This is a genomic window from Terriglobus saanensis SP1PR4, from assembly GCF_000179915.2.
GTDB classification, from domain to species: domain Bacteria; phylum Acidobacteriota; class Terriglobia; order Terriglobales; family Acidobacteriaceae; genus Terriglobus; species Terriglobus saanensis.
Genome location: NC_014963.1, coordinates 2272193 through 2298208, shown reverse-complemented (window position 1 = coordinate 2298208; position 26016 = coordinate 2272193). Strand labels below are relative to the sequence as shown.

General features: G+C 54.8%; 22 protein-coding genes. 11 read left to right on the top strand and 11 right to left on the bottom strand.

Annotated features, from left to right (window positions below; genetic code table 11):
• Positions 1-225 precede the first annotated feature (225 nt).
• On the bottom strand, positions 226-837 hold the full coding sequence (locus ACIPR4_RS09540) for a hypothetical protein (RefSeq protein ID WP_013568455.1): 612 nt from the start codon (positions 835-837) through the stop codon (positions 226-228).
• A complete protein-coding gene (locus ACIPR4_RS09535; protein WP_187290278.1) occupies positions 834-1160 on the bottom strand; it encodes a hypothetical protein in 327 nt (108 codons plus the stop codon). Before ACIPR4_RS09535 ends, ACIPR4_RS09540 begins: the two co-directional genes overlap by 4 nt.
• A gap of 233 nt (positions 1161-1393) precedes the next feature.
• Between ACIPR4_RS09535 and ACIPR4_RS09530 the strand changes: the two genes are divergently transcribed.
• The 3 genes from ACIPR4_RS09530 (at position 1394) to ACIPR4_RS09520 (ending at position 3661) form a co-directional block, all read left to right on the top strand.
• Positions 1394-1732, top strand: coding sequence for a helix-turn-helix domain-containing protein (locus tag ACIPR4_RS09530; RefSeq protein WP_013568454.1), 339 nt, complete (start codon positions 1394-1396; stop codon positions 1730-1732).
• A gap of 113 nt (positions 1733-1845) precedes the next feature.
• On the top strand, positions 1846-2256 hold the full coding sequence (locus ACIPR4_RS09525; protein WP_013568453.1) for a hypothetical protein: 411 nt from the start codon (positions 1846-1848) through the stop codon (positions 2254-2256).
• Between the two features lie 652 nt (positions 2257-2908).
• Positions 2909-3661 (top strand): AAA family ATPase, encoded by a 753-nt coding sequence (locus tag ACIPR4_RS09520; RefSeq protein ID WP_013568452.1) that lies wholly within the window; start codon positions 2909-2911, stop codon positions 3659-3661.
• Between the two features lie 12 nt (positions 3662-3673).
• On the opposite strand, the gene ACIPR4_RS09515 is transcribed toward ACIPR4_RS09520, so the two are convergent.
• The 4 genes from ACIPR4_RS09515 to ACIPR4_RS22715 all read right to left on the bottom strand — a co-directional run bounded on the left by ACIPR4_RS09515 (position 3674) and on the right by ACIPR4_RS22715 (position 10266).
• Positions 3674-3907 (bottom strand): hypothetical protein, encoded by a 234-nt coding sequence (locus ACIPR4_RS09515; protein ID WP_013568451.1) that lies wholly within the window; start codon positions 3905-3907, stop codon positions 3674-3676.
• Positions 3907-8670 (bottom strand): RHS repeat domain-containing protein, encoded by a 4764-nt coding sequence (locus ACIPR4_RS09510; protein WP_013568450.1) that lies wholly within the window; start codon positions 8668-8670, stop codon positions 3907-3909. The genes ACIPR4_RS09515 and ACIPR4_RS09510 overlap by 1 nt, the downstream gene beginning before the upstream one ends.
• Before the next feature lie 18 nt (positions 8671-8688).
• Positions 8689-9495 carry a hypothetical protein gene (locus ACIPR4_RS09505; protein ID WP_013568449.1) on the bottom strand — a complete coding sequence of 269 codons (807 nt, stop codon included), beginning with the start codon at positions 9493-9495 and terminating at the stop codon, positions 8689-8691.
• Positions 9496-9885: 390 nt separating this feature from the next.
• Complete coding sequence (locus tag ACIPR4_RS22715) at positions 9886-10266, bottom strand: hypothetical protein (protein ID WP_187290277.1); 381 nt, start codon at positions 10264-10266, stop codon at positions 9886-9888.
• 272 nt (positions 10267-10538) lie between these two features.
• Here ACIPR4_RS22715 and ACIPR4_RS09500 point away from each other — a divergent pair, with 272 nt between their 5' ends.
• The 3 genes from ACIPR4_RS09500 to ACIPR4_RS09490 all read left to right on the top strand — a co-directional run bounded on the left by ACIPR4_RS09500 (position 10539) and on the right by ACIPR4_RS09490 (position 12713).
• The gene (locus ACIPR4_RS09500; RefSeq protein ID WP_013568448.1) at positions 10539-11450 is read left to right on the top strand and encodes a universal stress protein; all 912 of its coding nucleotides are present in this window, start codon (positions 10539-10541) and stop codon (positions 11448-11450) included.
• Positions 11451-11694: 244 nt separating this feature from the next.
• The gene (gene secG / locus ACIPR4_RS09495; RefSeq protein WP_245536501.1) at positions 11695-12006 is read left to right on the top strand and encodes a preprotein translocase subunit SecG; all 312 of its coding nucleotides are present in this window, start codon (positions 11695-11697) and stop codon (positions 12004-12006) included.
• A 74-nt stretch (positions 12007-12080) separates the two neighbouring features.
• Positions 12081-12713: an MBL fold metallo-hydrolase gene (locus tag ACIPR4_RS09490; RefSeq protein ID WP_013568446.1), complete on the top strand. Its 633-nt coding sequence runs from the start codon at positions 12081-12083 to the stop codon at positions 12711-12713.
• A 15-nt stretch (positions 12714-12728) separates the two neighbouring features.
• On the opposite strand, the gene ACIPR4_RS09485 is transcribed toward ACIPR4_RS09490, so the two are convergent.
• Positions 12729-13904, bottom strand: coding sequence for a pyridoxal phosphate-dependent aminotransferase (locus ACIPR4_RS09485; protein ID WP_013568445.1), 1176 nt, complete (start codon positions 13902-13904; stop codon positions 12729-12731).
• Between the two features lie 43 nt (positions 13905-13947).
• On the opposite strand from ACIPR4_RS09485, the gene ACIPR4_RS09480 reads away from it, so the two are divergent.
• From ACIPR4_RS09480 to ACIPR4_RS09460, 5 genes are all read left to right on the top strand, one after another.
• Complete coding sequence (locus ACIPR4_RS09480; protein WP_013568444.1) at positions 13948-14571, top strand: HAD family hydrolase; 624 nt, start codon at positions 13948-13950, stop codon at positions 14569-14571.
• Between the two features lie 102 nt (positions 14572-14673).
• On the top strand, positions 14674-16131 hold the full coding sequence (locus tag ACIPR4_RS09475; RefSeq protein WP_187290276.1) for a TolC family protein: 1458 nt from the start codon (positions 14674-14676) through the stop codon (positions 16129-16131).
• Entirely contained in the window at positions 16128-16412 is a 285-nt protein-coding gene (locus ACIPR4_RS09470; protein WP_013568442.1) for a YtcA family lipoprotein, read from the top strand. The genes ACIPR4_RS09475 and ACIPR4_RS09470 overlap by 4 nt, the downstream gene beginning before the upstream one ends.
• 3 nt (positions 16413-16415) lie before the next feature.
• Positions 16416-17630 (top strand): efflux RND transporter periplasmic adaptor subunit, encoded by a 1215-nt coding sequence (locus ACIPR4_RS09465; RefSeq protein WP_013568441.1) that lies wholly within the window; start codon positions 16416-16418, stop codon positions 17628-17630.
• 3 nt (positions 17631-17633) lie between these two features.
• A complete protein-coding gene (locus ACIPR4_RS09460) occupies positions 17634-19751 on the top strand; it encodes an FUSC family protein (protein WP_013568440.1) in 2118 nt (705 codons plus the stop codon).
• A 6-nt stretch (positions 19752-19757) separates the two neighbouring features.
• On the opposite strand, the gene ACIPR4_RS09455 is transcribed toward ACIPR4_RS09460, so the two are convergent.
• The 4 genes from ACIPR4_RS09455 to ACIPR4_RS09440 form a co-directional block, all read right to left on the bottom strand.
• A complete protein-coding gene (locus ACIPR4_RS09455; protein ID WP_013568439.1) occupies positions 19758-21260 on the bottom strand; it encodes an MFS transporter in 1503 nt (500 codons plus the stop codon).
• Positions 21261-21344: 84 nt separating this feature from the next.
• On the bottom strand, positions 21345-22277 hold the full coding sequence (locus ACIPR4_RS09450; RefSeq protein WP_245536500.1) for a carboxypeptidase-like regulatory domain-containing protein: 933 nt from the start codon (positions 22275-22277) through the stop codon (positions 21345-21347).
• Positions 22278-22516: 239 nt separating this feature from the next.
• Positions 22517-23821 carry a glycosyltransferase gene (locus ACIPR4_RS09445; protein ID WP_013568437.1) on the bottom strand — a complete coding sequence of 435 codons (1305 nt, stop codon included), beginning with the start codon at positions 23819-23821 and terminating at the stop codon, positions 22517-22519.
• Positions 23822-23933: 112 nt separating this feature from the next.
• Positions 23934-26015: a hypothetical protein gene (locus ACIPR4_RS09440; protein ID WP_013568436.1), complete on the bottom strand. Its 2082-nt coding sequence runs from the start codon at positions 26013-26015 to the stop codon at positions 23934-23936.
• Position 26016: the final 1 nt, after the last annotated feature.

The following is a 26016-nucleotide window of genomic DNA, read 5'->3' as shown; positions in this document are numbered from 1 at the left end:
CCTGAATCCATTCCTTGTTACATGCTGCAAGCTCATTATTGCCAGCCTTCACTTGAAGGCTATTGCTATGACACCCGCTCCCAAAACAAATGCGGGAAGATCCACAAAGATCCCGCAAGGCTCAGCAATCGCGCAAATGGTAGCTGCCGATCCCAATGCAACGGTTGCGCCATTTTGGAAGCTAGTTGATCCGCCTCCGCAGCTCCCGAACTCGCATCGGCAGTTTCAGGCCACAAGAGTCAGAGCCTTAGCTCGAGTTTGGAAGTCTTCATCATCTATAAGCGACGCGATGCGGCCTGCAAGCTGTTTAGCTTTAGTGCCAGCTTCGCCTCTAGACTTGACTGCCACTTCCAAGAAAATTACGGCATCTCCATACGAAATATATTCATCTTTTCCGATGATCTTCTCAATTTCGTTCAAAGCAAATAAAACGGCCTTTCGGTCATCAGTATTCGCCGCAATAAGGCCGCACACTGCGCACGCTGAATACAGCGTGCACCAATCTTCTTCGGTTTGAGAGCGAGCTATAGCTTTATCCGCCCAATCCCGTGCCGCATGAAGATCGGAGCGAATGTGAAGCTGGAAATATGCCTGACTTAGTGCGATGTGAGCCATAGGTTGTCGGAGCTCTCGGATATCCATATATCCCTGGGCTTTTTCGATATTCAGATTTTGTGTATGCGAAAACAGATGCATAAGTCCCTGAAGGAGCAGATCTATTTCGCTTTCCTCTTTACAATTCAGCAAAGATGCTTGCAACGTTTGCTCCGCTTTGCCAAATTGCCCATCATGCATTGCAGCCGACACATCTTCTAGAATCTTTTCAATGCCACTCATTGCACGCTCCTTTTATCTGCTCCAAGATCAAGGGCGATAGTTTTCAGAGAAACAAATATGTCCACAAACTGTTTATCTTTTGCTGCTGGACCATCCAGACTAGCCATCGGCGGACCTGGGTCAGGCGTTCCATTTATGCATGCTTCATAGCGGTAAAACGCACGATCTAAACAAGCTCCCTTTGGCCTGTTAATACCGAATCTCCCTCCACCGTCGTACTTCACAAAGCACCTATTTTTTTCAGCTTCATATCGATTGAAACAAAGAAGGTTCGGGTCCCCTTTTTTCATATCACCCCTGTCGCTTGAGAACATCACACCCATTTCAAAAATCTTCGTCAGAGCAAGTGCCGTCGCGCAAAGCCCTGGGTATTGTTGATCCCACCCCATCGCGGAATTGGAAGTAGGCCATGTTCTTACTGACGATGTAGGACTCAATCGGAGTGGATCCCCAATAAGCTTTCCCCATGATGGGGCTGTTGTTGTTGCTCATGCCAAACCACAGAGAAGCGATCTGACCATTGGGAGTGAAGACATTTTCCGTGGAGTTCCCAAAGGTGGTGAAATCGGTCCTCACCTGCCGGCTCCGCAAGGAGCGTAGCCTCACGCAGCCACAGCTTGCCGAGAAGATCGGCCTCCACGTCGCCCAGATTCGCCGCTACGAGGCCGGAACCTCCCAACCCACCCTCGATGTCATCCGTTCCCTGGCTGTAGCTCTCGGCGTAAGCGCAGATGAGCTACTTTTTGCCAAGAACGAGCGCGGCCCCGACGATGACCTCAAGCTCCAGTTCGAAGCCGTCTCGAAGTTCGACCCGGAGTGCAAGAAGGTCGTTCAACAGGTGCTCGATTCGATGATCCTGCAACAGGAGGCACGCCGCTGGTCCACTGGACGCTGACCCCGTTTTTTCTCTTAGCTGCGCTGTTTTTTAGACCCTTAACCAGAGCGGGACGCACCGGTGATGGAACACCGATACGCCCCTAACCGCACGTCGCCCCAAGGAGGCAACGCATGGCTACTCCCCACGTTACACGCCCGCCCCGCACCCAGCCACAGCCCTTCCCGAAGTCCACCATCTACTTCACCATCGCCTCTCTCAACCGTGAGCTTGAGTTCGCCATCGAGCACCTCGGCAAGCTCCGCGAGTTCAAGTTCCGGCGAGAACCCATCGACGCCATCATCGCCAAGATAGAGGAGTTGAGATGCTGGTCGAACTCCGAGTTTCTGGAGGTTCAGGTCGAGCGCGAAGAGAAGGAGATCGTCCCCTGGGAGAGGCTGAGCATGGCCTATGACGCCACCCTGCAAGACCCGAACGACGTGCTCCTCGAAGCCGACCGCATCCGCCGGAACCGCGCCGCTGACGACGTGATCCGCGAAGTGGAGCGGCGGCAGAGTGCAGCCAAAAAGAAGCCCAGCAAGTGACCTCGAACGAAGCTCAGACAGGGCCGGACAACGTCCGGCCCTGTTCGTTTTTGCATTCGAGTTCGCCGCTGCTGTTGGCCGCTCTAAGCCGACAGGCTTAGGGATGGTGTCTCCCTCTCACCGCGCCGTCTCTGACCCCGCCCATGCCGCTCGATGGCTCCCCAGTCGCACTCCGGTTCTCTTGAGAACGGAGGAGCAGACATGCTCCTCATGACCAGCAACACCCGCAGCGGAGGCGTCGGTCAGGGCCACGCAGTGCCGCGCCAGCGGTCGGAGCGAAGCTCAGAGCCTTGACGGACGACGGAGCGCAGGGTATTCGGCCACGGATGCTCAAGGGCTGTGTTTTCAACACGTTCACACGCAGCAACCGCCGCGTTGCCACACCGCGAACCGAGAACAGGCCGATTCGCCGCAACCGGTTGATTCCATTCACGTTCACGCACAGCAACCTGTAAACGCCAGCGTTTTCGCGCCTTGTGGCTGTAGGCCACTCATTCCACACACGTTCCCGCCTGGGAACCTAAAGTTCCTCCGCAGCTCCCATTCTGGGGTGACGTGTCATGCCTACTCCCCATGCGAAGCATGGCGCTTTACGGATATTCACTGGGACGGGAAGCGCTGCAACTCAAGACATGTTGCTTACACTGGTAGGGTGCTGAAGAAAGTTTCATTGCTGCGCGACCGTGTTGAGGATTGGCAGAACTATCCAATCTCCGTGCCCTCCATCCGATCTCTCGAAGAGATTGAACTGAACTCACGCATCTGTTTTTTCATCGGAGAAAACGGTTCTGGAAAATCTACTCTCATCGAAGCGCTCGCTGTTCATTATGGCTTTGGCCGAGAGGGCGGTACCCGTAACTTCTTCAACAGCAGCACTGAGGCTAACCAAGCAATAGACCCTCTGGTCCGAGCACTTCGCTTATCCTTTGACCGCCGCACTGGGGCGGGATTCTTTCTTAGAGCCGAAAGCCTCTTCAATGTGGCATCACATATTGATCAGTCCGACGAAGAGCAGGCAGCCGATCCAGGAGTGCCCATAGCTTCGTTCTACGGAGATAAGAGCTTGCACATTCGGTCACACGGAGAGGCGTTCTTTACACTTTTTGAGCTGAAGTGTCGACGAAATGGTCTCTTCCTTTTAGACGAACCCGAAGCAGCACTTTCCCCAAGCAGACAGATTGCTCTTCTTGCGCTACTCCACGACACATTACAAACATTCCAGGACGCCCAATTCATCATCTCCACGCATTCTCCGCTGTTGCTTGGGTTTCCCGATGCGCAAATCCTATCGTTTGACGGGGGTCGCATACACGAAATCGCTTATCAGGACACTGAACCGGTTCAGATATACCGGCGATTTTTGAATGATCGGAGCGGTATCCTTATGGAACTTTTCCGACCATAGCAAGTGATGACCTCAAGATTTTTTCGCATCCCAGTCTTGCGGCTTGAGTTGTGGATGCTTTTCGTAAAGGGGCTCCAAAATTCCAAAAACAATTATGTAAAAAATGTCGCCTATCTTTTCTCTATAAAGCGAAGCTTCTGCTTCACCGCAACCTGCGTTCACGCTCACGATGGAATCCCCGAGTGCTTCGAAAGTCGTCTGTAAAGTCCGACTCACATCGGCAGCTAGTTCCGCGTTCTCTATCATTAGAAATCACATCCCGTCGGCTCAACAATTTGGCGAACACATGCCCGCCATGCTCCTGATTGATTCCCCCCAGCGCCAGCAAAAGGAAATCTGTTTGTGCAGGTGTTTTTCGCATTTTGGACAATCTGGCGGCAGGATGCCGCATCAGGTTTACGAGAGTTATCTCCTTGAAGCATTACTAGCGGAGCAAAGACGGCGAAAGGAGCAAGTATATCGGTTACCGCAGTAGCTGCACCGGCACAGACCGTTGGGAAAGTGGTGCAGAAGGGCACTGCCGCTGGGAGGGCCGTCGTGGATACATTCACATGCAACGTGTATGTGCCGTTCTCCTTATTGATGCCGTTATTTGGGGCCGTACTCGGTCTAGGCCCAACATACTTAGGAGGGGCTGGCTTTCCGAAAAACCCAAAAAAATTAGCAACGTCTAAGCCGATTCCAATAATATCAATGCCTGCGGAAATGCCACTTGCGGCAGAAATGACACTCCCGCTACAGGAGGGACACTCAGTCACTCCACCACAGATATCAGCTGTAGTGCCGCCAGGACATACTATTAGTCCACTAGGGTCGGTAAAGGCCAGCGGGTTGTTCCCGACATACGCGTAACGGTTGAAGCTCTGAGGATTTGTAAAATCATAGCTGCCGTCATAGGGGTCAGGTGAGTTCCAGCGTCCCTGAAGGTTGTTGTACTCGCGGAACAGGGCATGGTTGGTGGAGGCGGTTGACCCATCCCATAGACCTGTGAAGCCATCGAAGCTATTGTCTCTGGCGCCGCTTACCGCCGTTAGGCCATCTCCATAGGGAAGGTAGGTGCGTTGGCCAAGTACATTTCCCTGAGCGTCTGCGATGAGCGCATCTGATCCCAGTCCGTCACGAAACTGGAAGTAGGCCATGTTCTTACTGACGATGTAGGACTCAATCGGAGTGGATCCCCAATAAGCTTTCCCCATGATGGGGCTGTTGTTGTTGCTCATGCCAAACCACAGAGAAGCGATCTGACCATTGGGAGTGAAGACATTTTCCGTGGAGTTCCCAAAGGTGGTGAAATCGGTCCTCACCTGCCGGTTGAAGGCATCATAGGTATTAATGATATTGCCCGAAGAACCAGACGCCCCGACGAGATTCCCTTCTGCGTCATAGCTATAGGTGCCGGAAGGGTCGGAAGTCAGATTACCCGCCGCGTCGTAGCTATATCCCGGAGTGGTGATGTGATTCGTGGAGATATCGAACGATAAGGACGAAGTGAGCCCCCCGGTCAAAGCATTTTGCTGCCAGCGGTTTCCGTATCGATCATAGGTATAGGTGTACATGTTCTGCGTTCCACCGGTTTCCGTCCTTGAACTAACGCGATTGAAATCGTCATAGCCATAATTCGCACATGGTCCACTACAGGCTTCCGTGACACGTTGTCCCTGGACTGCGTGGAAGTAGCCATTTTTGAGAGTGCCGCCTGTGCAATTGATTTGAGAAGAACCCGCGCAGTCGAACCACCCGACCTGACGCCCGAGAAGATCGTACTGGACGGCGTGCGATAGTCCATTTCCATACTGCCATGAGAGCGGTCCATTGGGGCCATTCTGGACGTTCGTAATCAGCGTTGCAGGATGGGTGGCGTCACTTGGGGAACTACCCATAAAGTTTACCTCGTTGGCAACCGTGTAGCCATAAGAGGTCGTTTTTCCCGCTCCGTCGTCCGCGGACAATAGGCCGCCTACCCAGTTATAGCTGAAGTTTTGTTTGCGAACCGGAGATCCGCTTGTGATGGAATTCGGAGTGGAGGACCACTTCAGGATTACGTTGCCGGAGGCGTCATAGCCGAGTGCGTCCATCCCGGCACAAGCTCCTAGAGCAGGGGAGTTCTTGCACGTAACAGCGAGTCTCCCCTTTGTATTGCTAAGGGGGGTCACCCCTGGCGGTGTGAAAGTAGCGGAGGAGATGTCGTAGACAAAAAATACCTGGCCTTCGCCATTACTGTAGCTCTTATGCGTCAGGCGGCCTAAAGAGTCGTATTGATAGGTCGTCGTGGTCAGCACATTGGGGTTGGTCTGATTCGCCTGCGGCCGCTGCCGCGTCATCACCAACCCCGTTGCGTTGTAGGCATAGCTATAGCCGGTGAAACCGCGTTCCGGCTCCGATACGGAGATTGTGCGGCCCAGCGTGTCGAATTGGAACATCCGAGTTTGTACGCCCTGAGCAACAGCATTCATGTGACTTGCCATGTTGTAGGAATAGCGAGTCACGAAACCTGATCCGGATAGATCCGTTCCACAACTTTCGGGGCCTCCAGAGTTAGGCATAGTAGTGTTCGAACTCAGCTCACAAGCGATGGTTACCCTTCCGAAACCATCGCTTTGGGTGATGCGACTCACACCGCTCTCGTCGGTTGACTGGGTTGCCTTTCCGCGATAAGCAAACCGAACCGCTGTCTGGTCGGCATGCGTAATGCTGCTTGTCCGACTAAGGCCATCGTAAAGGAAGGCATCCCCTGCACCTGAACAAACTTTGGCGGGTCCAAACCCGTTTCCCTGGTACCTATAGGAGCGGAAATTGACATCTCCGTTTGCGTTATAGCAGACATCATTTTGATACCAGGGATTGCTTGCCTGACCGTTGGACGTGGCTACGCGGCTGGGGCGGCCGTAAGCGTCAAACTGTGTTTCCGTGTCCGAAGACGTAGTGGGGTTTTGAAATACGAACTGACTCGTCTGCGTGGGCGTGTATTTAAAAGTTCGTCTTCCAGCTGCAGTGCCAGCAGCATCCCGAACGTCAACTTCCATAGCACGATTGAGTGAATCAAAACTCTGGTAGACCGTTTGGACACCATTCTCATCAGTAGAACTGGTGATCACTCCCGTACTGGCGTCGTAAGTTGCTGAGTTTTGCAGGGCAACGCCACTGGATGGAGTGGGAAGCACGGTATTAGTAACATAGGTGTCCGAGGCGTCGTGACCGAATGACGTCTTTCCATTCGGAGTTGTCATCGACAGCACAGTACCTGCGTCGTCATACGTAAACGTCGTATCGTATGTGCCACCAGTTGTATTGATCCAGTTGTGACTTGAGGTTTGGTTTCCTCTGAAATTTGAAGCGGACGTGTGATTTGGTAAAGCTGATGTAGTAGCCACTGAAGTTTCGTCGTAGCCAAACGTGGTGCTTGAAATCTGATTGCCTGCTCCATCCCTGGCAATCACAGATTGTGGCAGGTTAAACCCGGCATAGGTATAAGAAGTATCCGTGGTGGGAGCGCCAGCAAAATTGGCACCGAAGTCCCATACCTTGACCTCAGATGGCCCAGGAGAGGTCCTAAGAGTGCTTACTGTCTGGGAAGCTTGCCCAGTGTCCAATGTGACGATGTTGGTCAGCGTTGCAGGTATCTGGAAGGTGCCGCCACCCGTGTTCTGCCCATTGATGAATCGTGGCACAGAGAACGTATTGTAGGTAAAGCTGGTGTTCGTACTTCGCAGGAGCGCTCCCCCAGCTGCGGGTCCCTGAAAGGATGCGATGCTCTGGACCCAGGATGATCCTGCCACCAGTCCGGTCTTGTCGAGCGTGAACGTGTAGACCGTGTCATTGCCATCCGGATGAGTTGCGGTGACTTTTTCCTGGCACCCAGCGCTGGTACTGCATTGCGAAATCACTGCCAGCCGAAACGTGGTTGTGCCACCATCTTTCTGGATGGTACTAATCCATTCGTTCTGATTATTGAAGGAATCCTTATAGTTCGTGTAACCGTAATTGATGACACCTCCGGTTGGCAGGGTCATGCTGGTCATCTCACCATAGTGACCTGACGCCGTTGATGAGTCATAGGTAAAGGAATACTGCGACCCATCTGGAAGCTGAATTTTCTGAATAGCATTGAAGCTGCCAGAGATCTCGCTCACAGCACTTTCACCAAAGGCGGTATTGAAGAAGACTGGGGTAGTCGTAACGGTGTAGCGCTGCCGAACGCCACCTACTGCCAGGACGTCGTAAAACGTCTGATTTCCGCTGCTAGAAACGACGACCGGCGTGGTACCGCTCGTATCGATCAGGTTTCCGGTTCCGTCCGCCGTCCAAAAGTTACCGTTCCGGTCCACAATATTGGATTGCGTTGGAGAATTGTTGGCAACGAGTGTGGGATGGAAGCTCGTTCCATCAGGACCGACAATTGTCGGGGTGGTGAAGTTCGTAAGTTGGAGCGTGTAGCCACTGCCATCCGAGGCGATTCCACTGGCGTTAGGTACACCTGTGGGCTGAGGACCAACGCAGTTTGCCGGAACATTTGGATTGTACTGAATGGTTTCGGCCGCAGGAAACGCGTGTGAGGTTCCGGTGGCGTCGTGCCAAGTCCAATCGATGAACTCATTGTAGAGCTGGGGAATATCCGTTCCTGCACATGCGGAAGTATGAGGATCTGCCCCGCCGACACCAGTAAAAGTGATTGATCCGGAAGCTAAACCGGACGAGAAAGTCCATCCTCCCACACTGTTGGGCACATTGGAAGGCTGCCACTGAAAACTCCCGTTCTGGACGAACTTCCAGATGCGGCTGTCGTAAATCAGCTTTTCCTGCAAAGCCAACGCTCCGCCACGTTGAGTTTTGACGGCGAGTGGGATCTCTAGATGGATCTCCCCATTGTTCACGTTGACGATGCCCTGATCAATCGGAAGATTTGTGCTGAACGCCGGCGAGCCCGTAGCAAAGAGATAATCCTGCGCGCTCGCAGCAGCAGGTCCCAGCAGAATAGAAACGCTCAAAAGAACAAAGGATCGGAAAGTCATCGAAGCCTCGGCAGAAAATTAGAAAGAAAAAAGAAAGACAGCAGGAATAGAAGTAAGGTCGAGCTTGTCCAACTGAAGAGTCCACGCTATATTGCCGTTCAGGCTTTGCGTAATCCGATGAGGGAGCGTCACTGGGCCATCCGTTCGATAGTCCTCGTAACTCGTTTCCACCATATAAAGCGCCGCATCGGACGGGGATAGATGGACGAAAGACACACTCTCAACGAGATGGTTTGTGGCGGGCTCGAAATAGAGATCGACGGTCTTCCAGGTGTTTCCCGTGACATCTGTGGCCGGATCGTCCAGGATGATGCGATGCAGGGATGTACTCCCAATACGCACCATGCCACCATCCGTCAGAACGCTGTTGCTCGCGGGATAGTCAGCCGACAACACACGCGGAAAAGCGACGATGCCAAGCCGCGTAAGGTCCGAGGAGACGGAAAGCCGCTTTTGGCTAGCGGTCTTGGATACGCCCGCATCGCCGCTGAAGATCATGGAGTCCATCCCATCGGGTTTCTCGATGTCGAGCCGCGAGACGGTGCTATCACGCAGATACAGATGAGCGGGGAAAGACTGTGTCTGTCCCGCAAGAGACATCGTTCCTCCTGCGGTCATTCCTTTCCATCCCGAGACGCCACTGGCCCGCACGAACTCAACGAATTGCTGGAGAGCACTCGAATCGGAAATCTTCCTGGTTGAATGCAATGGAGTAGGGATATCGCGATCTGAAGTTCCATAGATCCGCGTCGAAGATTGGCCTTGCTGCGCTACGGAAGCTGTTGCTACCGCAAGCATCATGCACGCTACATTACGAATGAGCATGAATCTCCTGTAAAGCTTTGCCGCTAAAGTTCTGCGGTAAATAGGATTAATGGTGAAAAGACATCCGAAGATTAGCAGTTATATAAATACCGCACTAACAAGAAAGTGCTATGAAACCCGCATCATCGCATAACCTTTCCCACACCGGGAAAGGTTATTTATTTGGTCGACCAATTTAATAAATGACAATTGAGTGATGTTTTGAAGACATAGAGCCGGTATCCGGCGTAAGTAAGATTGCACGTCACGCTATTCGGAGACGAATGAGGTCGTGGGCACTAGACAGACTTAATCTATTGCGCCGGCCTAAGTCTGGCATTTCTTCGTGTGCCAACAACGACGAATCAGCAACAACCTATCGATCGCACAGGTTGACACGGTCACTCCACATCAGATGGGATGAGAAGGCCGGTCTCCAGCGGGATGCGTTAAGCTCCCAGTTATCGACGCGCCTGAAGCGCGGGAGACAAGGAGACCGACGATAAAGAAGCTTACCACCACGATGATGCAGGAGACACTCAACAGGCATGACGGGCGTCTGACCGTCGGTCTGGATCTGGGTAACAATTTGGAAAGCATCGCTTCTGCGAGCAGCGGTTCGAAAGCATCACGGTAAGGTTGGAGGAGCTTTTCGGGCTCATTGCATAAGGCTTCGATAAAGTGCCTGAGTGCAATTTCTAAACGCAGACGGATTGGAACTGCTGTCTGTGCATGCAGCGCGAGCAGTTCTTCGAGGTAAGGCGCGATTGCAAAACGAAGGCGCTCAATCACTGCCTCCCAAAGTCCCTACTTTGAACCAAAGTGATGCGAAGCCAAAGCCACGTTGACTCCCGCTTCCTGGGATATTCTCCTCAGGCTCGCTCCCCTCGTATCCATAAATCGCAAAGATGTTTTGGGCGGCTTGTAACAGAGCCTCGGATCCTTTGGCGCTACCGGCGTTTGGTCTGCCTGGGCGCTTTTGTTCGCGAACTCTTTTGCGAGCTTGCATCTTCTTATGTTCCCTTGAATCATATTCAACAACCGTTGAATTGAAGGAGCAAGAGATGAGCGACCGTGAAGAATGGCTTAGGAAACAGTTCCACAACGTTTTGTTGGCAACTGATTTTCATCAAAATTCGAAATTGGCGCTTCGATACGCCGCGGAACTCGTTCACCGGTTTGGAGGCAAGCTTACGGTCTTGAACGCATTCGAGTTTGGTCCCTACTCCCAAACAGTCGAGGTTCTTGATCACGTGCCCAGTATGGAACGGAGAAACGCCAAGGAGTTATTGAACGAATTTACCTTGGGCGCCGGACCGCTCGACGTTCTCACGGAGCAGATTGTGGTGGAGGGTCTCGTGCCATCCGCCATTATCAAGGCTCTCTACGAATTCGACGTGAACCTGCTGGTCATCGGCACGGAAGGAATGCACCGCGGATTTGACCACCTTCTGCTCGGCTCCAACACCGAAGCCCTCATGCTCGGTTCTCACCGTCCAACCCTGACCGTTGGACCACGCGTTCCCGAACGTCTAGAGCATGAAACTTTTCAGAAAATAATTTATATCTCCGATTTCAGTGTCGCTTCCACTGCTGCGGCAACCTTTGCCAATTTGCTGGAGCAGGCGTTTCAGACAACGACTGAGGTATATCAACTCGTATCGAAAGCTGCACTGAAAGACGCCGAGAGATTAGCGAATACGGCTGCTCAGTATTGCGATATGCTGCGCTTTGCAGATCCTGATCTGCCAATGGAATGGTTCGACCCGGAGTTTCAACTTTCAAGGATCTTGCCCGAAGCAGACCTGATTGCAAAAGTGTCGGAACCATCAAACTTGATTGTGCTTGGAGTTCAGCCAGCCTCGTTCATTCAACGTCATCTACACACCAGCCTTGCCTATCGGCTTTTGGCGAATGCTGCGTCTCCTGTGCTCACGATTCCCGCCGAAACAGCAAGGCAGGCGCGCAAAGGTTAGTTGGTTTCAGGCATTGAACAAGGAGACCCCGCGCTTATTTCGCGCGGGGTCTCGTAAGCTGCGGCTGGTGTATTAGGAAAGCGATCAATGGAATCAGGTATTTGAAGTGACAAAGGGCCGGTGATACACTCGTAACTGGATTGAGGTGCTACCGCCGCAAGGCATAGGGGTTCAAAGCCCCCTCCTCCGCACCAACATTCCAACAAATTCTGTAAAGAGCGCAACGCCGAAAGGCTGTGTGCGCATGAGAGAAAAAATGATCTTCGGTCTGTATGCCCTGGTTGTAGTCCATGTGGTGGTCTGCCTGTTCCTGATCGGCGTGGTTCTGCTACAGCAGGGTAAGAGCGCCGACCTGGCGGGTGCTTTTGGTGGACAGGGATCGCAGACGGCCTTTGGACCGCGCGGCGCCGCCAATCTTCTCACGAAGCTCACGACCTGGAGCGCTGTACTGTTCATGGTCACTTCCATCGGTCTGACCGTGCTGCTTGCGAAGACGAGCGACCACAGCGTTCTGAGCGGCGAAAAGACGACGCAGACGGTTCCGGCGAAGAAGTAGTTCCCGCTTCGTGATTTTGATCCAAGCGCAGGCCTTCGGGCTTGCGCTTTTGTTTTGTGCTTCTGGAGGATGAGATGGTTCATGAGGTATTTCCGGTAGGTCCGTTGCAGTGCAACTGCTCGATCGTGGGCGACGAGACGACCGGCGAAGCGATGGTGGTGGATCCGGGTGGCGATCTGGTAAGGATCCGCGCCGTGTTGGAGGCAAAGAAACTTCGCTGCACCCAGATCGTGGTGACGCACGCGCATCTGGACCACATCGCCGGGGCACGCAGGCTGAGCCAGATGACCGGGGCTCCCGTCTTCTATAACCAGCTCGATCTGCCTCTGGTGGAGATCATGGATCAGCAGGCGGAATGGATGGGTGTGGCTTTGCCGGAGGTAGCTCCGCCGGATGCGAGTGCCGAAGAAGGGATGAAGATCTCCGTTGGAGGTGTAACGGCCGAGGTCATGCATACCCCCGGTCACACGGAAGGGTCGCTATGTCTTTACTTCCCCAACGAGAGACTGCTTCTTGCTGGAGACACGCTCTTCAAGGGTGGAATCGGCCGCACGGATCTACCGGGCGGAGACGCTCGGAAAATCCTCGTAAGTCTTCAGGAGAGGCTGATGGGATTGCCAGAACAGACCATTGTCGTCCCAGGCCATGGTGCTTTGACAAACATCGGAGATGAGCTAGAAAACAATCCATGGCTTATAGGTCTATAACTTACGAGTTTTTTCTTATCCAACACTTGATGGGGAGTTAATGGGGTTGATTCCGTTTAGTAGTTGGTTAACTCCCTGCTCGAAAATCTCTGGGTAAGGCAGCAGAGAGACGACAAGATAACCCTGGGGTGGAAGACCGTAGAAGCTGCCGGGATGGATGGCGACTCGGTGGTTTTGGATGAGGCGTGTGGCAAGCTCTGCGTCCGGTTCAAAGGCCGAGACGCGAAGAATGGCGGTCCATCCAGCATCCAGCTTGAGGCGGGTGATGTGGGTGATGTGGGTGCCCTGCAGAAGCACGTCGAGCCGCGCTAGATTCTGGTCGGTGCGCTGACGGATGGCCTGCTGAGTGACATGGCGGTGTTCGAGCCATGTGGGAAGAGCGAGTTGCGGCGGTGTGGCGACGGAGAGGAAGGTATCAGCGATGACTTCCAGGCGCTGCTGGGCTTCGTTGAGAACGTCTTTAGGGCCAGTGGTGCTGATCCATGCGACCTTCATCTGCGGGAGAGCACAGACTTTGCTGAGGCCAGAGAGGGTAAAGGTCAGGGCAGGACTGTCCGGGATGGCGAAAGTCTCGCTCGTTCCGGAGAGAGGGTAATCAAGGAAGACCTCGTCCACGATGAGAGCGAGACTATGTTGCGTGGCGAGACGGTAGAGGGCTTCTCGTTCCTGCGAACTGATGAAGTGCCCGGTAGGGTTATTTGGGTGAACGAGGAGGATGGCCCGTGTGCGCGGGGTGATGGAAGCTTCGAGCGCGTGGAGATCGATCTGCCAGCCGTGATCGTAGAGAAGCGGGTAGGGCTTCAAATCGACGTGGTCGAGGGTGGCGAGGAAGTCGAAGAGTGGGTAGCTCGGAGTTGGAATGAGGAGTTCGTCGCCGGGATCACAAAGGAGACGGAAGAGGAAACTATAGGACTCCGAGGTACTGGCGGTGAGCGTGATGTTCCCAATCGGGATCTGCCGGCCATGGCCGCAGTAGTAGTCTGCGACGGCCTGCCGCGCGGACGGCATGCCCAGCGGGTCAGGATGGTACGTCGTTGCGTCGAAGTGGGTAGAAAGACTTTCTGGGGCGAGTCCCACAGCTGTGGGGTTGGATGTTGTGAGGTCGAAGAGTTCCCCGTCCCGACGCGCTTCGTGAAGAGCTACGGCAAAGTCGGATTCGGCCAGATCGAAGTTGGAACGCCGAGAAAACATGGTTTGAGTCTAGATGTTCGACCCTGCGGTTTAAGATGTCTGCATGCATGATCAGGTGAAGGCGGTTCTCTTTGATTTTGGGTTGGTGCTCAGTGGGCCAGCCAACGTTGTGGTGTGGGATGAAATGAAGCGGGAGTTGGCGATGGATGAGGCCACGTTTCATCCGAGTTATTGGCAGTTTCGCGATGAGTACGACCGTGGGACTTTGAACGGGACGGAATATTGGAACGCTGTGGCCGGGCGGAAACTTCAGGACGCAGAGGTAGCGGAGCTAAAGCGCCTGGATACAGAGCTCTGGACCGACATGAACGAGCCCATGGTGGCGTGGGCTGAGCGGCTGCAGAAGGCTGGCGTGAAGACCGGCATTCTGTCGAACATCGGCGATGCGATGGAGGATGGCATACGCGGCAAGCTGGCCTGGGTGGCGGAGTTTACCCACGCCGTGTGGTCGCACCAGCTGAAGATGCGCAAGCCGGAGCCGGAGATCTATGCCGTGGCTGTGAAAGGGCTGGGCGTGCCAGCAGAGCAGATTCTCTTTGTCGATGACCGCGAAGAGAATATCCGTGGCGCCGAGGCTGCCGGGATGTTGGGGATCGTCTACAAGAACCACGCCGCGTTTCTTGCGGAGATGGAACGAAGAGATTTCCTTGATCTATGGGGTGCCTGAGAAGGAACCTCGGAAGCGAAGCGATGCTCTTCGGATAAACAACTCTTTCGGGTGTCATTTATCCTGAAGTTCTTGCGACCCATCTTCATAAATCGGATGCGTTTGCCCTCTGCCTATTTAAGCAAGGATGGATTGCGGGCATGTCTCGGCCTGTTTGGCGTCCTGAGTTTCGCGGGGACGATCCTTGCGCAGGACCTTCCGAACAGGCCGGACCGTCCGTGGCTCACTGGGGCAGAGTCGACCGTCTCTCGTCAGGCGGAACAGAGCAAACGTGAGGAACTGGCTCTCGCCCAGGAAAAGAAGTACACGCTTCCCGAACTGATCGATTTTGCAGAAGCACACAGCCCGGAGACACGGGAGGCATGGCAAGCTGCCCGTCAACGGATGGCGGCCCTGCACATCGCACAGAGCGCGCTCTATCCGGCGTTGGACGTTGGCTTCACGGCGCTTACCAATCGCAATGGCGTTTTGCTCTACGACACGTTCGTAATTCAACAGCTCGGAATCGGCGAAGTGGCCGTAAAGATGAATTACACCCTCTTCGACGCCAACGGGCGAGTCGATCAGGTCGCGCAGCAGCATAATCTTCTCCGCGCCGCGTCCTTCTCTTTCAATGATGCGCACCGCCAACTTCTCTACAGCGTGATGCACGCCTACTATCTGCTGCTCGATGCCAAGGGCCAGCGCATTGCCGCGGAGTCCAACCTGACTTCCGCGCAGGCGGTCTCGGATGCAACACAGGCACGCTTCGACAATGGACTGGCAACGCTGCCGGATCTCTCGGAAGCCAAAAGCACCGCTGCGCAAGCGAATTATGAACTACAGCTTCGTATCGGCAACGAACGCAAGGCCACCGGGTATCTCGCCACGCTCGTCACTGCACCAGCGGACACCTCGTTCGATGTGCAAAGTATCGACGAACTGACGATTCCGACGACGCTTTCTGCGGATGGCCATGAGTTGATTGAAGTCGCACTCAAGGAAAGACCGGATCTTCTGCGGCAGTTCTCAGTGATCGATGCAGCAAAGTCAGGCGTCCGTGAAGCAAGAAGCCGCTACTACCCCACGGTGAACTTCAGTGGAAGCCTGGGAGAGCTTCGCGCATGGGGTCTGCAGTCCGCTCAACCTGGAGCGTATGCGACCGGTCGTGTCTACGACGCCGAGTTGACGCTCAACTGGAATGTCTTCGATGGAAACCGCCGACGGTCACAGGTCCGCGAAGCCGAAGCTGCGCAGAAGCGCGAAGAGGAGACTCTGCGCGGTCTGCGGGATCGCATTGAGTCTGAAGTATGGCAAGCCTTTGTGGATGCCGACACAGCGTTCCGCCAGCGTGACGCCGCCTCCGCTCTGCTGCGTGCTTCGCAGGACTCATACGAGCAGTCCCTAGAGTCCTACAAATACGGCGTACGCAACATCGTCGACGTCCTTACCGCGCAGCGTCAATTGGCTGCGGCTCGCTTTGAAGATGTCTCTTCCAGAGTCGCCGTGCTGGATAGCCTGGCGCAGGTCAGCTACCGCACCGGTGAATTGCTGCGCACACGAGAGGTTCCCAAACCGTGATCCCTTCCCTCCACCGCTTCTTTCGACCGTATCTCTTGTTGCTGTTCGCGCTGCCTGCGATCTCCGGGTGCGCCCGCAATCCTTCGATGGATATTCTGGGATCGTACTTCCCTGCCTGGGCCTTCTGTATCGCGCTGGCGTCGTTCCTTACGCTGATCGTACGACAGGTCCTTCGACGTTTCGACTGGGAGTATCAACTTAAGCCACTGGTGTTGATTTATCCCTGCCTGGCACTCTTTCTCTGTCTCTCAGTTTGGCTCGTTCTCTTTGGGGTGAGATAGACCATGGATACGCCTCAGGTAAAGCAGCAAACTATTCTCGGTAAGATACTCAGCGTCACCATCGTTGTGCTGACCGTTGTATGTATCGCAATCACGGTGTACATCACGACGGTCGACCCGCGTACCGACGATGCGGAGGTCTTCGCCAACTTCATCGGCATGGCGCCGGTGGTGGAAGGGCCGATCACTGAGCTGCATGTGAAGGACAACCAGCTCGTGCATACCGGCGACCTGCTCTTCAAGATCGACCAAGATCCCTATCTCTACGCCTTGCAAAATGCACTCTCGCAACAGGAAGCGCTTGGCGGACAGATTGCCAACGAGAGCCGACACATCACTTCACAGGAGTCGGCTGCGCGCGCCGCACAGGCCAACATTGCGACTTCAGAGGCCGCTTCGCAGCGCTCGGTAGCCGACGTACAGCAAGCCGAGGCGCAGGTACTTCAGGCACAGGCAGAGATCGAACGCAGCAAGCAGGAAGCTGAGTACGCCAAGAGCAATCTTGCGCGGCTGGAGCCGCTGCTGGCGAAGCGCTACATCACACCGGACCAGGTGGATCAGGCGCGGACCATATCCAGTGCACGTGCGCAGTCTGTTTTGCTGGCGCAGGCGCAGCTGGCTTCGGCTCGAGCACGTCTTGATGCCGCCCGAGCGCAGCAACGCGGTGCGGTCGCAGGGGTGACGCAGAGTGGAGCACAGTACAACCAATCACAAGCTGCCGTGGACATCCTGGCTCCCCTCACCTCGCAGCGAGAGTCCCGCGCCTCCGCGGTACGCAAGGCGCAGTATGATTTGGACCATACACGCGTCTACGCACCGTTTAAAGCGAGAGTTACTAATCTGCGTATCTCCGAAGGCGCATTCGCGCACATCGGCCAACAGGTTTTTACGCTAATCGATACACGCGTGTGGTGGGTGGTTGCCAATTTTCGCGAGACGCAGTTGCAGCAGATCCAGCCGGGCATGAGTGTTGAGGTTTACACTATGTCGCATCCTTCTGAGCGCCTGCGTGGAGTCGTCGAGAGTATCGGTTACGGTGTGGTTCCCGACTCGGATACGGTAGGCCGCATTACCGATGGCCTGCCCGATGCGCAGCGTACGCTCAACTGGGTCCATCTCGCCTCTCGCTATCCTGTCCGCATTCGTATCCTTGATCCGCCCGCGGATCGTCTGCGCATCGGCGAATCTTCCACAGTCATCCTGCACCGGAAAGGTTAGCCGATGCCTAGCCAGGGTTCCGACCTCGACCTATCGCTTGCATCGGGCTGGAACTATTTCAAGCAGGAGCTCAAGCCATATCCCGGGCGCAACTGGCTAATTGTCCGCATGACACTGGCCGCAGTGCTCATGATGGTTTGGGTTATGGTTTTCCGTATTCCAAATGCGGCGCTTGGCGTGTACTACACACTGCTTATTTCACGCGAGACCACCTCTGAGACCTTTGAAACTTCAATCGGTTTGATCGGCGCCATTGGCGCAGCGCTCGGCATCATTCTGCTGGGCATCTTTCTCTTTACGGGATCGCCTTTACTGCACTTTTTGTGGATTGGCGCTTGCCTTCTACTCACATTCTTCTTTATCAGTGCAGCGTCGCAGTACCGCATTGCTACGGGCTTTGGCTTTCTGATGACGTCCGCGATCCCGCTCTGGGATCTGCCCGCAAACATTGACCGCCAACTTAGCCTCACTTTGTATTCCGCACTTGCAGTGGTTGTGGCGGTTGCCATCACCATCACGATTGAACTTATCTTTGCAGCTTTTCATCGCACAACGCCTCTGGAAGAAGGGCTGACGGCCCGGCTCAGAGCGGTCTGCGGTGTGCTACGCACGGCAGACGATCCCGACCCCGAAGCAACGGCGCAGGTACGGCAGTTCTCAGACATCGGTACGGGTATGCTCCGCAGAAATCTTCTGCGTATGCAGTCCGGTTCCGAGTACTATGCGCGTCAGGCCGTTTTTATAGGACTAACCGGACGCCTCATCGATCTTACGGCTGCCCTCCTGGTCACGCCGGAAAAGCAGACCGATCACGAACTGAAGCAACTAGCCGCTATTGCGGACCAGATCGATCACCTCTGGGAGACGAACTATGCTTCCGCAGCTCCACCTGTCCCAGATGAGCATCTCGCAGAGGGACATCCTACGAGTCTGATTCCACTTCTCGCGTCTACGGTGGAGCTCGTTAACAAGGCCATCGAGCAAGAGGATCCGGAGAACGAGTACATTCTCGACGAAAAGCCGCCTTCGCCGCCTCTTTTTAAGCGCGATGCCTTTACCAATCCGGAACACGTTGCGTTCGCGCTGCGAGGTGCAGGCGCCGCAATGGTCTGCTACATCCTGTATCACCTGTTTGCATGGAAGGGACTGTCTTCGGGAATCCCGACTTGCATGATTACGGCGCTAAGCACAGCGGGTTCGTCGCGTCAGAAGCAGCTTCTGCGCTTCTTTGGGGCTATCCTGGGCGGCCTGCTCTTTGGCATACTTTCGGAATCGATCTTCCTGCCGACCTTCGATTCAATCATTTCTTTTGGCGTGCTTTTTACCTTGGTCACGGGCTTATCCGCCTGGATTGCGACGTCCAGCCCACGTATCTCTTACCTCGGTCTCCAGATCGCGTTCGCTTTCGATCTTGTGCAGCTGCGGACATTTGGTCCGGCGGTGCTGCTTACCCCAGCACGAGACAACGTCGAAGGCATCATGCTCGGGCTCTTTGCGATGTGGATCTTCTTCGACCAGGCACAGTCCGGCACCGCCGCAGCCGCGATGCAAGCGACGTTCCTTCGTACGATTCGCCTGATGGCGGATTATATGCGAGCCAAGCCAGAGGGCTCCAAGTCTGCGTATCTGAAGAAGGTGCGCGGCCAACGCGATGTGATCAATGAGACTTTTTCCCAGGTGCGTATTCTTGCGGACGCGGTGCTCTTCGAGTTCAACTCAGGCCGTGAGACTGCGCTCAAGTGGCGCGCGGCGATCCATATCTGGCAGCCCGAGCTGCGAACGTTCTTTCTGATGCAGATCACGCTCGCCCATATGCGTCTGAATACCCCGGACGGTCGGCTCTCTCCGTTGGCGGAAGAGATTCAGGCGGCCAATATCGAAGCGCTCAACGATCTGGCAAACCTGGTTGATCGCTCTATGCCCGATAGGATTATCGATACCGCCCCGCTGCAAAAGGCAATGGCTGCCGACTCCCGTCACGACGCACCGCTTGCCTCCGACAGCGGAAAGATCCTGCAGTACCTCATCGAGCAGGTCCAGAGCACGCTGCAACTGCCTGGCATTCGTGCGCCCGACGAGAGTTCTCCTCCTGCAAGGGTTCAGCCCGCGCTTCCGCAGTGACTCTGTTTAGGAAGCTTCTTTCGCCTCCAGAAGAAGAGCGGCGCTTAGGGAACTTGCGATCGACAGCGCTACGGCAATCCACAGGACTCGCCTATATCCAAAGACAAAGGATTCGGCGATGGCACGTTGCGCCTGGGGATTGTGCGTCTCGATCGCAGCGAGCCTCGATCGTTGGTCGTCGACATTTTTCCTCTCAGAGGAAGAGATGCTCAGAGCATCCAGTCGATGCGTCAGGTTATGACTGAAGGCTGCGTAAAGGACAAGACCAAAGACTGCGATCGCGAGAAGTCCTGCGATGCGCGAGACAGCGTTGTTGACGGCTGAGGCGACACCGGACTCCGAGACCGGCACCGCGTTCATCACAGCAGTCGTGAGCGGAGCGACGCAGACGGCCATACCTATCCCCAGGATGAGAACCGGTGGTAATAAGGTCGTGGCATAGGAGCCTCCGATGCCGGGTCGGAGAAAGAGCAGGAAGCCGACCGCAACGATGAGAGGGCCAATGGTGAGCGGAAGCCTGGCACCATAACGAGCGATCAACCCGCCTGACCATCGCGAGAGAAAAGAGATCAGCAGAATGAGAGGTAGAAGCGCACCTCCTGCCTGCGTCGGCGCGTAGTGCTGCACCTGCATCAGGTTCAGCGGAAGAAAAAAGAGCACGCCGCCGAAAGCACCATAGAGAAAGAAGGTAAGCAGATTCGCTCCACTGAAGTTACGGGAACGGAAGAGCGACAGGCGGATCATCGGCGACTTGGAGCGTGCTTCGGTGACGAAGAAAGCAACGAGCGAAACTACACCGACAATAGCGGCGATACCGGGGTGGCTTCCGATGGAAGATGACTCGATCAAGGCATAGGTGATCGAGCCTAGTCCCACGGTGGCCAGAAGAGCACCGAGCCAATCCAATGCCTGGCTCATCTCTTCATGGCGGCTCTCTGGAACCTTCAACGTTGTGATCGCGACGACCACAACCGCAATCGGGATGTTGATGAGAAAGACCCAGCGCCAGGAGGCATACTGCACAAGCGCTCCACCCAACACGGGCCCAACTGCGGCCGTCATCGCGGTAAAGCCTGACCATGTACCGATGGCGCTTCCGCGTGTTGAGATGGGAAACGAGGCGCTGATGAGGGCGAGGCTGCCAGGTACCAGAAGAGCTGCGCCGATTCCCTGCGCGCCTCGTGCAAGAATCAATGCGGACATGGTTCCGGCCAGACCGCACCAGATGGATCCAGCCGCAAAGAGGATCACGCCAAGGACGAAGATCTTCTTTCGCCCGTAAAGATCCCCCATCGCCCCACCTGCCAGAAGCAGTGAAGCGAGCAGAAGAGCATACGACTCCACCACCCACTGCACGTCACTTCCGGTGGAGTGGAAGGTGTGCTGAATTGCCGGAAGAGCTACATTGACGACCGTGCCATCGATGAACGCCATGCTGCTACCGAGAATGGTGGCGGCGAGAATCCACACTCCATTTTCCGTAGGCTCTGGCGAGGTCGCTTCACGCATCGCAGCATCTCCTGGATCAGCTTATCTCGTAAGACTGTCCGCCCATGTCGCTATTTTGTGATCAGCATGAAGCAGTGCAGCGATCTAGTTTTCTTTCTTTCCTCTTGTAGTGAAGCGATGCAGGATGAACTCCTGTGCGAGCGCGTTGAGAACTCGTCCGCCCGTACTGATGAGTGCATTACCGAAGACAAGATTCGCCCCACGATTCGACTGGGGATAGTAGAGATTCGATATGGCTCCCGAGCTCAGATCTCCGCCGATGCTGGAGAAGTTGATCTGCGGTTTGCCATTGTCCCCTTTGCAGATGAATGGGCTGGAGATGGCATGCATCGCGCGTGATTTCTTGGTGCCCTCGCCCTGATAGAAGTAGCGTGGGTCCTGATGCAGGAGCGATGGCAGAATGGCTCCACCGATCATGATGTTCGTGAAGGCATCCGTATAGACTGCGCCGAAACGTTGGCCAAAGCCCTTCGCCCCCTGAACATAGTCCGGAGTATTTGCCGCTTGCTCTGCACCTGCCAGGATGGCCGCGCCAGCGATGCTGACGACATCCGTGGATGCGCGAAAGGCAAGTTGATACTTCAACTTCGTCGTGAGCGGAACGAAGTTGTGATCATAGACGACATAAAAGTTGGGAATGACCCCAAAGACTCTTTGCTTTTCTTCTGCCTTGACCTGTTCCATGGCGACTTGCTCGGCAAAGACTGCTGTCACGCTGGTTTCAACCACACCCACGATCAACTTCACGCCGGGTAGATCGAGTTGCTGCCCTGGAGTGAGCACAAGGGCGGGCGAGGTCCAATCGGAAAATCCTTTTGCATTGACAGTGACGTGATACGAAACTGCGGGATGCATACCCTTCAACTCAAAGAAACCGCTTTCATTTGCGGCCACAACACGATGTTCACTGGGGTCGGGGCCGTCGAGAGTAACGGTTGCGCCAGGAATGATGGCGCCATCCGCGTCCGTCACTGTACCAGTAACAACCGCCGTTTGCGGTTCAGGCGAAGAAATCATTTGCTGACCAAAAGCACTGGCCAAAGAGAAGCAAAGAACAAGGGCACAGAGAGAGCGGTAAAGACGGATTTTGGGAGATGCCATGATAGGTAACAGATGTTCCGAAAGACCCGAAAGTTTCGCGATTGGACACTTCTCGACATAAGAGAGTACGAAAGTAGGCACTAGGTCGTCATTTTGACGACCTAGTGGATTGATAAAGCCATTTTTATTTTGCTGCAGGTAAGTTTTCGTCACTCTCAAATCCGTTGTGCCGCATCTTCCTGCAGAGCTTCCTGGGCGCGATCCTTCACGAAGACCTGCTCGATTACATCGGCAGCTCGATCCAATCCACGCGTCTCTGCAATCACCCTCTGAAAATGACGAGCCCTATCGTGGTAACCGCCTTTTTTTAGTACTGTCTCGATCAGCCCAGAGAGACCCTCTACGGTCAGGTCTTCGACTTCGATAAACTCCCCCACTCCGTGGTACGCAATCCTTGCGGCAACACCGGGCTGGTCATAGCCAACGGGAATGGCCACCATGGGCACACCTTGAGCCAATGACTCGAGCGCAGTGTTAAGTCCCGCGTGCGTGATGCAAAGCTCCGCACGTTTGAGGAGTTCAATCTGTGGCGCTGAGCGGACCACGATCGTATTGGGCGGGATCGTACCCAGGGACTCAAGATCAATGTTCTTTCCTACGGAGAGTACGACCTGGATATTCGGAATTCTCTCCACCGCAGCGAGAATCGTTTTGTAGAGATAGTCCAACCCGTTTACAAGCGTTCCCAGAGAAGCATAGATCAGAGGTGCACCGGTCAGCTTCTCCCATGGAAAAGGTACTGAAGCGCGGCCCTGGTCGTCATGAAATGGTCCTGCATAGTAAAAATTTTCAGGCCACGGGATCTCAGGAAAATCAAACCCTTTTGGCGTTTGCGAGATAATCGCCAGTCTGGAAAGTGTCGAACCGGGTACGCTCCAGTCGACCTGAAGGCCAACCTTCTCGGCATGCGCCATGGCAACTTCCACGAGAGGCTGTATAGCTTCGCCGACAAATTGCAAGCCTTCCACATTTCTCTGCATTGCTTGCGCGGAAGTTTCGTGCGGCCAGCCAAAGAAGCACATCGGTGACGCTCCTGAAAAATCCAGATGAAGAACATTCCATATATGGACATACGGCATTCCTAAACGCATCGGCACAAGCTCCATGAAAAGATGTGCAGCGTCCAAAACTAAGGCTTCAACTCCAGACTCCAATAATTTTTCAGGCAAACTTTCAAGTGCTACTGCGGTGAATGGAGGAGATAACTTGCGTCCCTGATACCGTATGACCTCGGTACCGTGCAGCTTTGAAATAGGAGCGTAGACTTCGGCAATGGAGCCGACTGGATACTCCGTCTCGCAATAGGATATGAAATCCAAACCGGCTGCGCGAACGACTGGACCGACGTCCGGAACACCGATAAAAACTACCTCGTGTCCGCGGAATTTCAACTTGCGTGCGAGCGCAGTCATGGGATGAAGATGGCCCGAGAGGGGCAGGCTTACAAAGCCAATTTTCATTGCTTATTTCTCCTTAGTTCACTCGCTACCTGCGCGAACTCTAAGAAGAAAGACACTCGAGATATGGGTTTATTCCTTTTCCGCTCTATGCTCGATGTCTACCGCAATCAACTCATTGCAGCGATGCATTGCAACTAAGAATGCGCACCGTTGGTGTGAGAGCAAGTGGTGGCAGAGACCACGTCCAACCTGGATGATCGTTCCATGCTGTGCCATCGAGCGTTGTAACGACAAGCGCATGAATCTTCCATCGGGCGCAGATTCGTTCTGCCGTAGCGGAACTGGCCGCTTCTGAATAGAGTTGCTGCAGATCTTTTTCGAGAGTGGGGCACGGTGTTGGGTCTCCTCCAAAGGCCGCTCCGCATGCTTCTACCGCAGCTGCAACTTGTCTATGTGCGTAAAGAAGATTGGTCGCGAGCCAGAGCTCTTTCACTTCGCCGGAAGGAATTGAGGGCGCTGGATTCCACTGCACAACGCTGTCTTTCGCGAATCTGCTTTCGGTGAGAGCGTAGGCACGCTTCAAGTCGCGTGTCAGGAATGGAATCTCTGCGAACTCCGCATGCCGCGCGATGAGTGGAACAAAGATGCGGAGCGCGACTGCCTGATAGAGCGTGCTCACCACTCCCACACCTACGAGCACCGTGGCGAGCCGTGTGACCCAATTGTGCGAGTGCCCCTCGTCCTTCCATTGCACGAGATAGAAAGCGCCAAGCATCAGGAGAAAGAATTGTGGCAAAAGCATTGCGCGGAAGCCAAAATCGTTATTCGTGATCGCGGTGGACCGAAGAAATGTACATGGAACCAGTAGAGCGAGCGTCCAGAAAAGAAGTGTTCGTGCGGGATCGTACGGCTCGAAGGTTTGCCTACGAAGTCTTATGAAAGCGAAGACCAGAACCAAGCCAAGCACGCCGAGTTCTACAAAGTATCCGGGAAGCAGCAGAGCCGCGTTGACTGTCTGTGTTGTAGCTGCAGGGTGAGAACGCATAGAAGCCGCCAGCCATGGCAAAGCGGTGATAGGTTGTGCAAAGATCATCTCGCGTACGCTGAGCACAAGGACGCTGCCCTCCTTCCCTGCGCCTCGAACTGGTGCGCGAAGATCAAGCACAAAGGGCAGCAGGAAGACGAGAGCCACGCAGCCAGTGAGAAGAATTCTAAGAGCCATCCTGAAATCCCGCTCTGCTACGAGGATCCACAAGCACCAGGCGAGCAGCAGCAAAGCGACAGCGATGCCGAGGTAGATAGAGAGGCCCGTCGCGCTGGCCAGAGCGACGGCTGCGATGGCATACCCTGTGATGGTTTTACGTGTAACGGCCTGAGTCGTATTGATCCAAAACAAAAGCAGCGCCAAAAGAATCGCAACCAGCGCTGCAGCATGATGCGGTGCCCAGAGAAACGTATCCATCCACGACGTCACTTGATCCGTGGACCACCATTCAGGATCCGCATCTGCGGGCATGCCAGACGCAAGGTTCGCAAGTGTGGGAAGAATGTCGAGACCAGTTACAGCCAGGAGCGATATGCCTGCGATGGCGAGCATGCGCGGACGATTCACGCGAAAGAAATGCTTCGCATAGAGTCCAACCATCGCAGCTGTCGCCAATCCACTCCAGATGCAACTTGCAATCAGTACGAACCGTGAGTCCATGTGCAAGAAACGCACGGGCAGGGAGCAGAGTGCGTACCAGAAGTAGTAATAACGAAGAGGCTGCAGGGCTCCAGGTGCATAAAGAGGATTGTTTGGTGTACCGTGCGCTCTCGCCAGCGCATCGAGGAAGGCCACGCGGTATCCCTGATCCATCACGGGTACGGGTAACATCAGTCTGCCGCGCCATGGCAGGTCTACCAGTTCGAATGAGGCGAAGGCGATCCAACCGAGGACGAGAGCCGCGGCTGTCCAGACCCACTTCTTACGCAGTGGTGCGATGGAAAAGAATCTAGTTGCAAGACAAATAGACGCCACCGTGGCAACGACACCGCAGAACGCGGTGACAAGTGGAAGCCCGCAGCGCTGTGCGAGATAAGCCAGCAGGGGCATCGTTGCGAAGGAGAGCGCAATCGACCAGGCAGCGCGTTCCGCCCACCCCGACCGACGAAAACCGCAAAGACCGATCCACCATCCGAGGGCGTATCCGGGAAAGAGGAGAAGTACCGGCAGAATCGAAACGGCCCCGACGATGCTCATCGCTTCACGCACT

Excerpts from the sequence above, each read along its gene's own strand:
- ACIPR4_RS09540 (WP_013568455.1), bottom strand. The coding sequence starts at position 837 with ATGAGTGGCATTGAAAAGATTCTAGAAGATGTGTCGGCTGCAATGCAT.
- ACIPR4_RS09535 (WP_187290278.1), bottom strand. The coding sequence starts at position 1,160 with ATGGGTGTGATGTTCTCAAGCGACAGGGGTGATATGAAAAAAGGGGAC.
- ACIPR4_RS09525 (WP_013568453.1), top strand. The coding sequence starts at position 1,846 with ATGGCTACTCCCCACGTTACACGCCCGCCCCGCACCCAGCCACAGCCC.
- ACIPR4_RS09515 (WP_013568451.1), bottom strand. The coding sequence starts at position 3,907 with ATGATAGAGAACGCGGAACTAGCTGCCGATGTGAGTCGGACTTTACAG.
- ACIPR4_RS09510 (WP_013568450.1), bottom strand. The coding sequence starts at position 8,670 with ATGACTTTCCGATCCTTTGTTCTTTTGAGCGTTTCTATTCTGCTGGGA.
- ACIPR4_RS09505 (WP_013568449.1), bottom strand. The coding sequence starts at position 9,495 with ATGCTCATTCGTAATGTAGCGTGCATGATGCTTGCGGTAGCAACAGCT.
- ACIPR4_RS09500 (WP_013568448.1), top strand. The coding sequence starts at position 10,539 with ATGAGCGACCGTGAAGAATGGCTTAGGAAACAGTTCCACAACGTTTTG.
- secG (WP_245536501.1), top strand. The coding sequence starts at position 11,695 with ATGAGAGAAAAAATGATCTTCGGTCTGTATGCCCTGGTTGTAGTCCAT.
- ACIPR4_RS09490 (WP_013568446.1), top strand. The coding sequence starts at position 12,081 with ATGGTTCATGAGGTATTTCCGGTAGGTCCGTTGCAGTGCAACTGCTCG.
- ACIPR4_RS09485 (WP_013568445.1), bottom strand. The coding sequence starts at position 13,904 with ATGTTTTCTCGGCGTTCCAACTTCGATCTGGCCGAATCCGACTTTGCC.
- ACIPR4_RS09480 (WP_013568444.1), top strand. The coding sequence starts at position 13,948 with ATGCATGATCAGGTGAAGGCGGTTCTCTTTGATTTTGGGTTGGTGCTC.
- ACIPR4_RS09465 (WP_013568441.1), top strand. The coding sequence starts at position 16,416 with ATGGATACGCCTCAGGTAAAGCAGCAAACTATTCTCGGTAAGATACTC.
- ACIPR4_RS09460 (WP_013568440.1), top strand. The coding sequence starts at position 17,634 with ATGCCTAGCCAGGGTTCCGACCTCGACCTATCGCTTGCATCGGGCTGG.
- ACIPR4_RS09455 (WP_013568439.1), bottom strand. The coding sequence starts at position 21,260 with ATGCGTGAAGCGACCTCGCCAGAGCCTACGGAAAATGGAGTGTGGATT.
- ACIPR4_RS09450 (WP_245536500.1), bottom strand. The coding sequence starts at position 22,277 with ATGATTTCTTCGCCTGAACCGCAAACGGCGGTTGTTACTGGTACAGTG.
- ACIPR4_RS09445 (WP_013568437.1), bottom strand. The coding sequence starts at position 23,821 with ATGAAAATTGGCTTTGTAAGCCTGCCCCTCTCGGGCCATCTTCATCCC.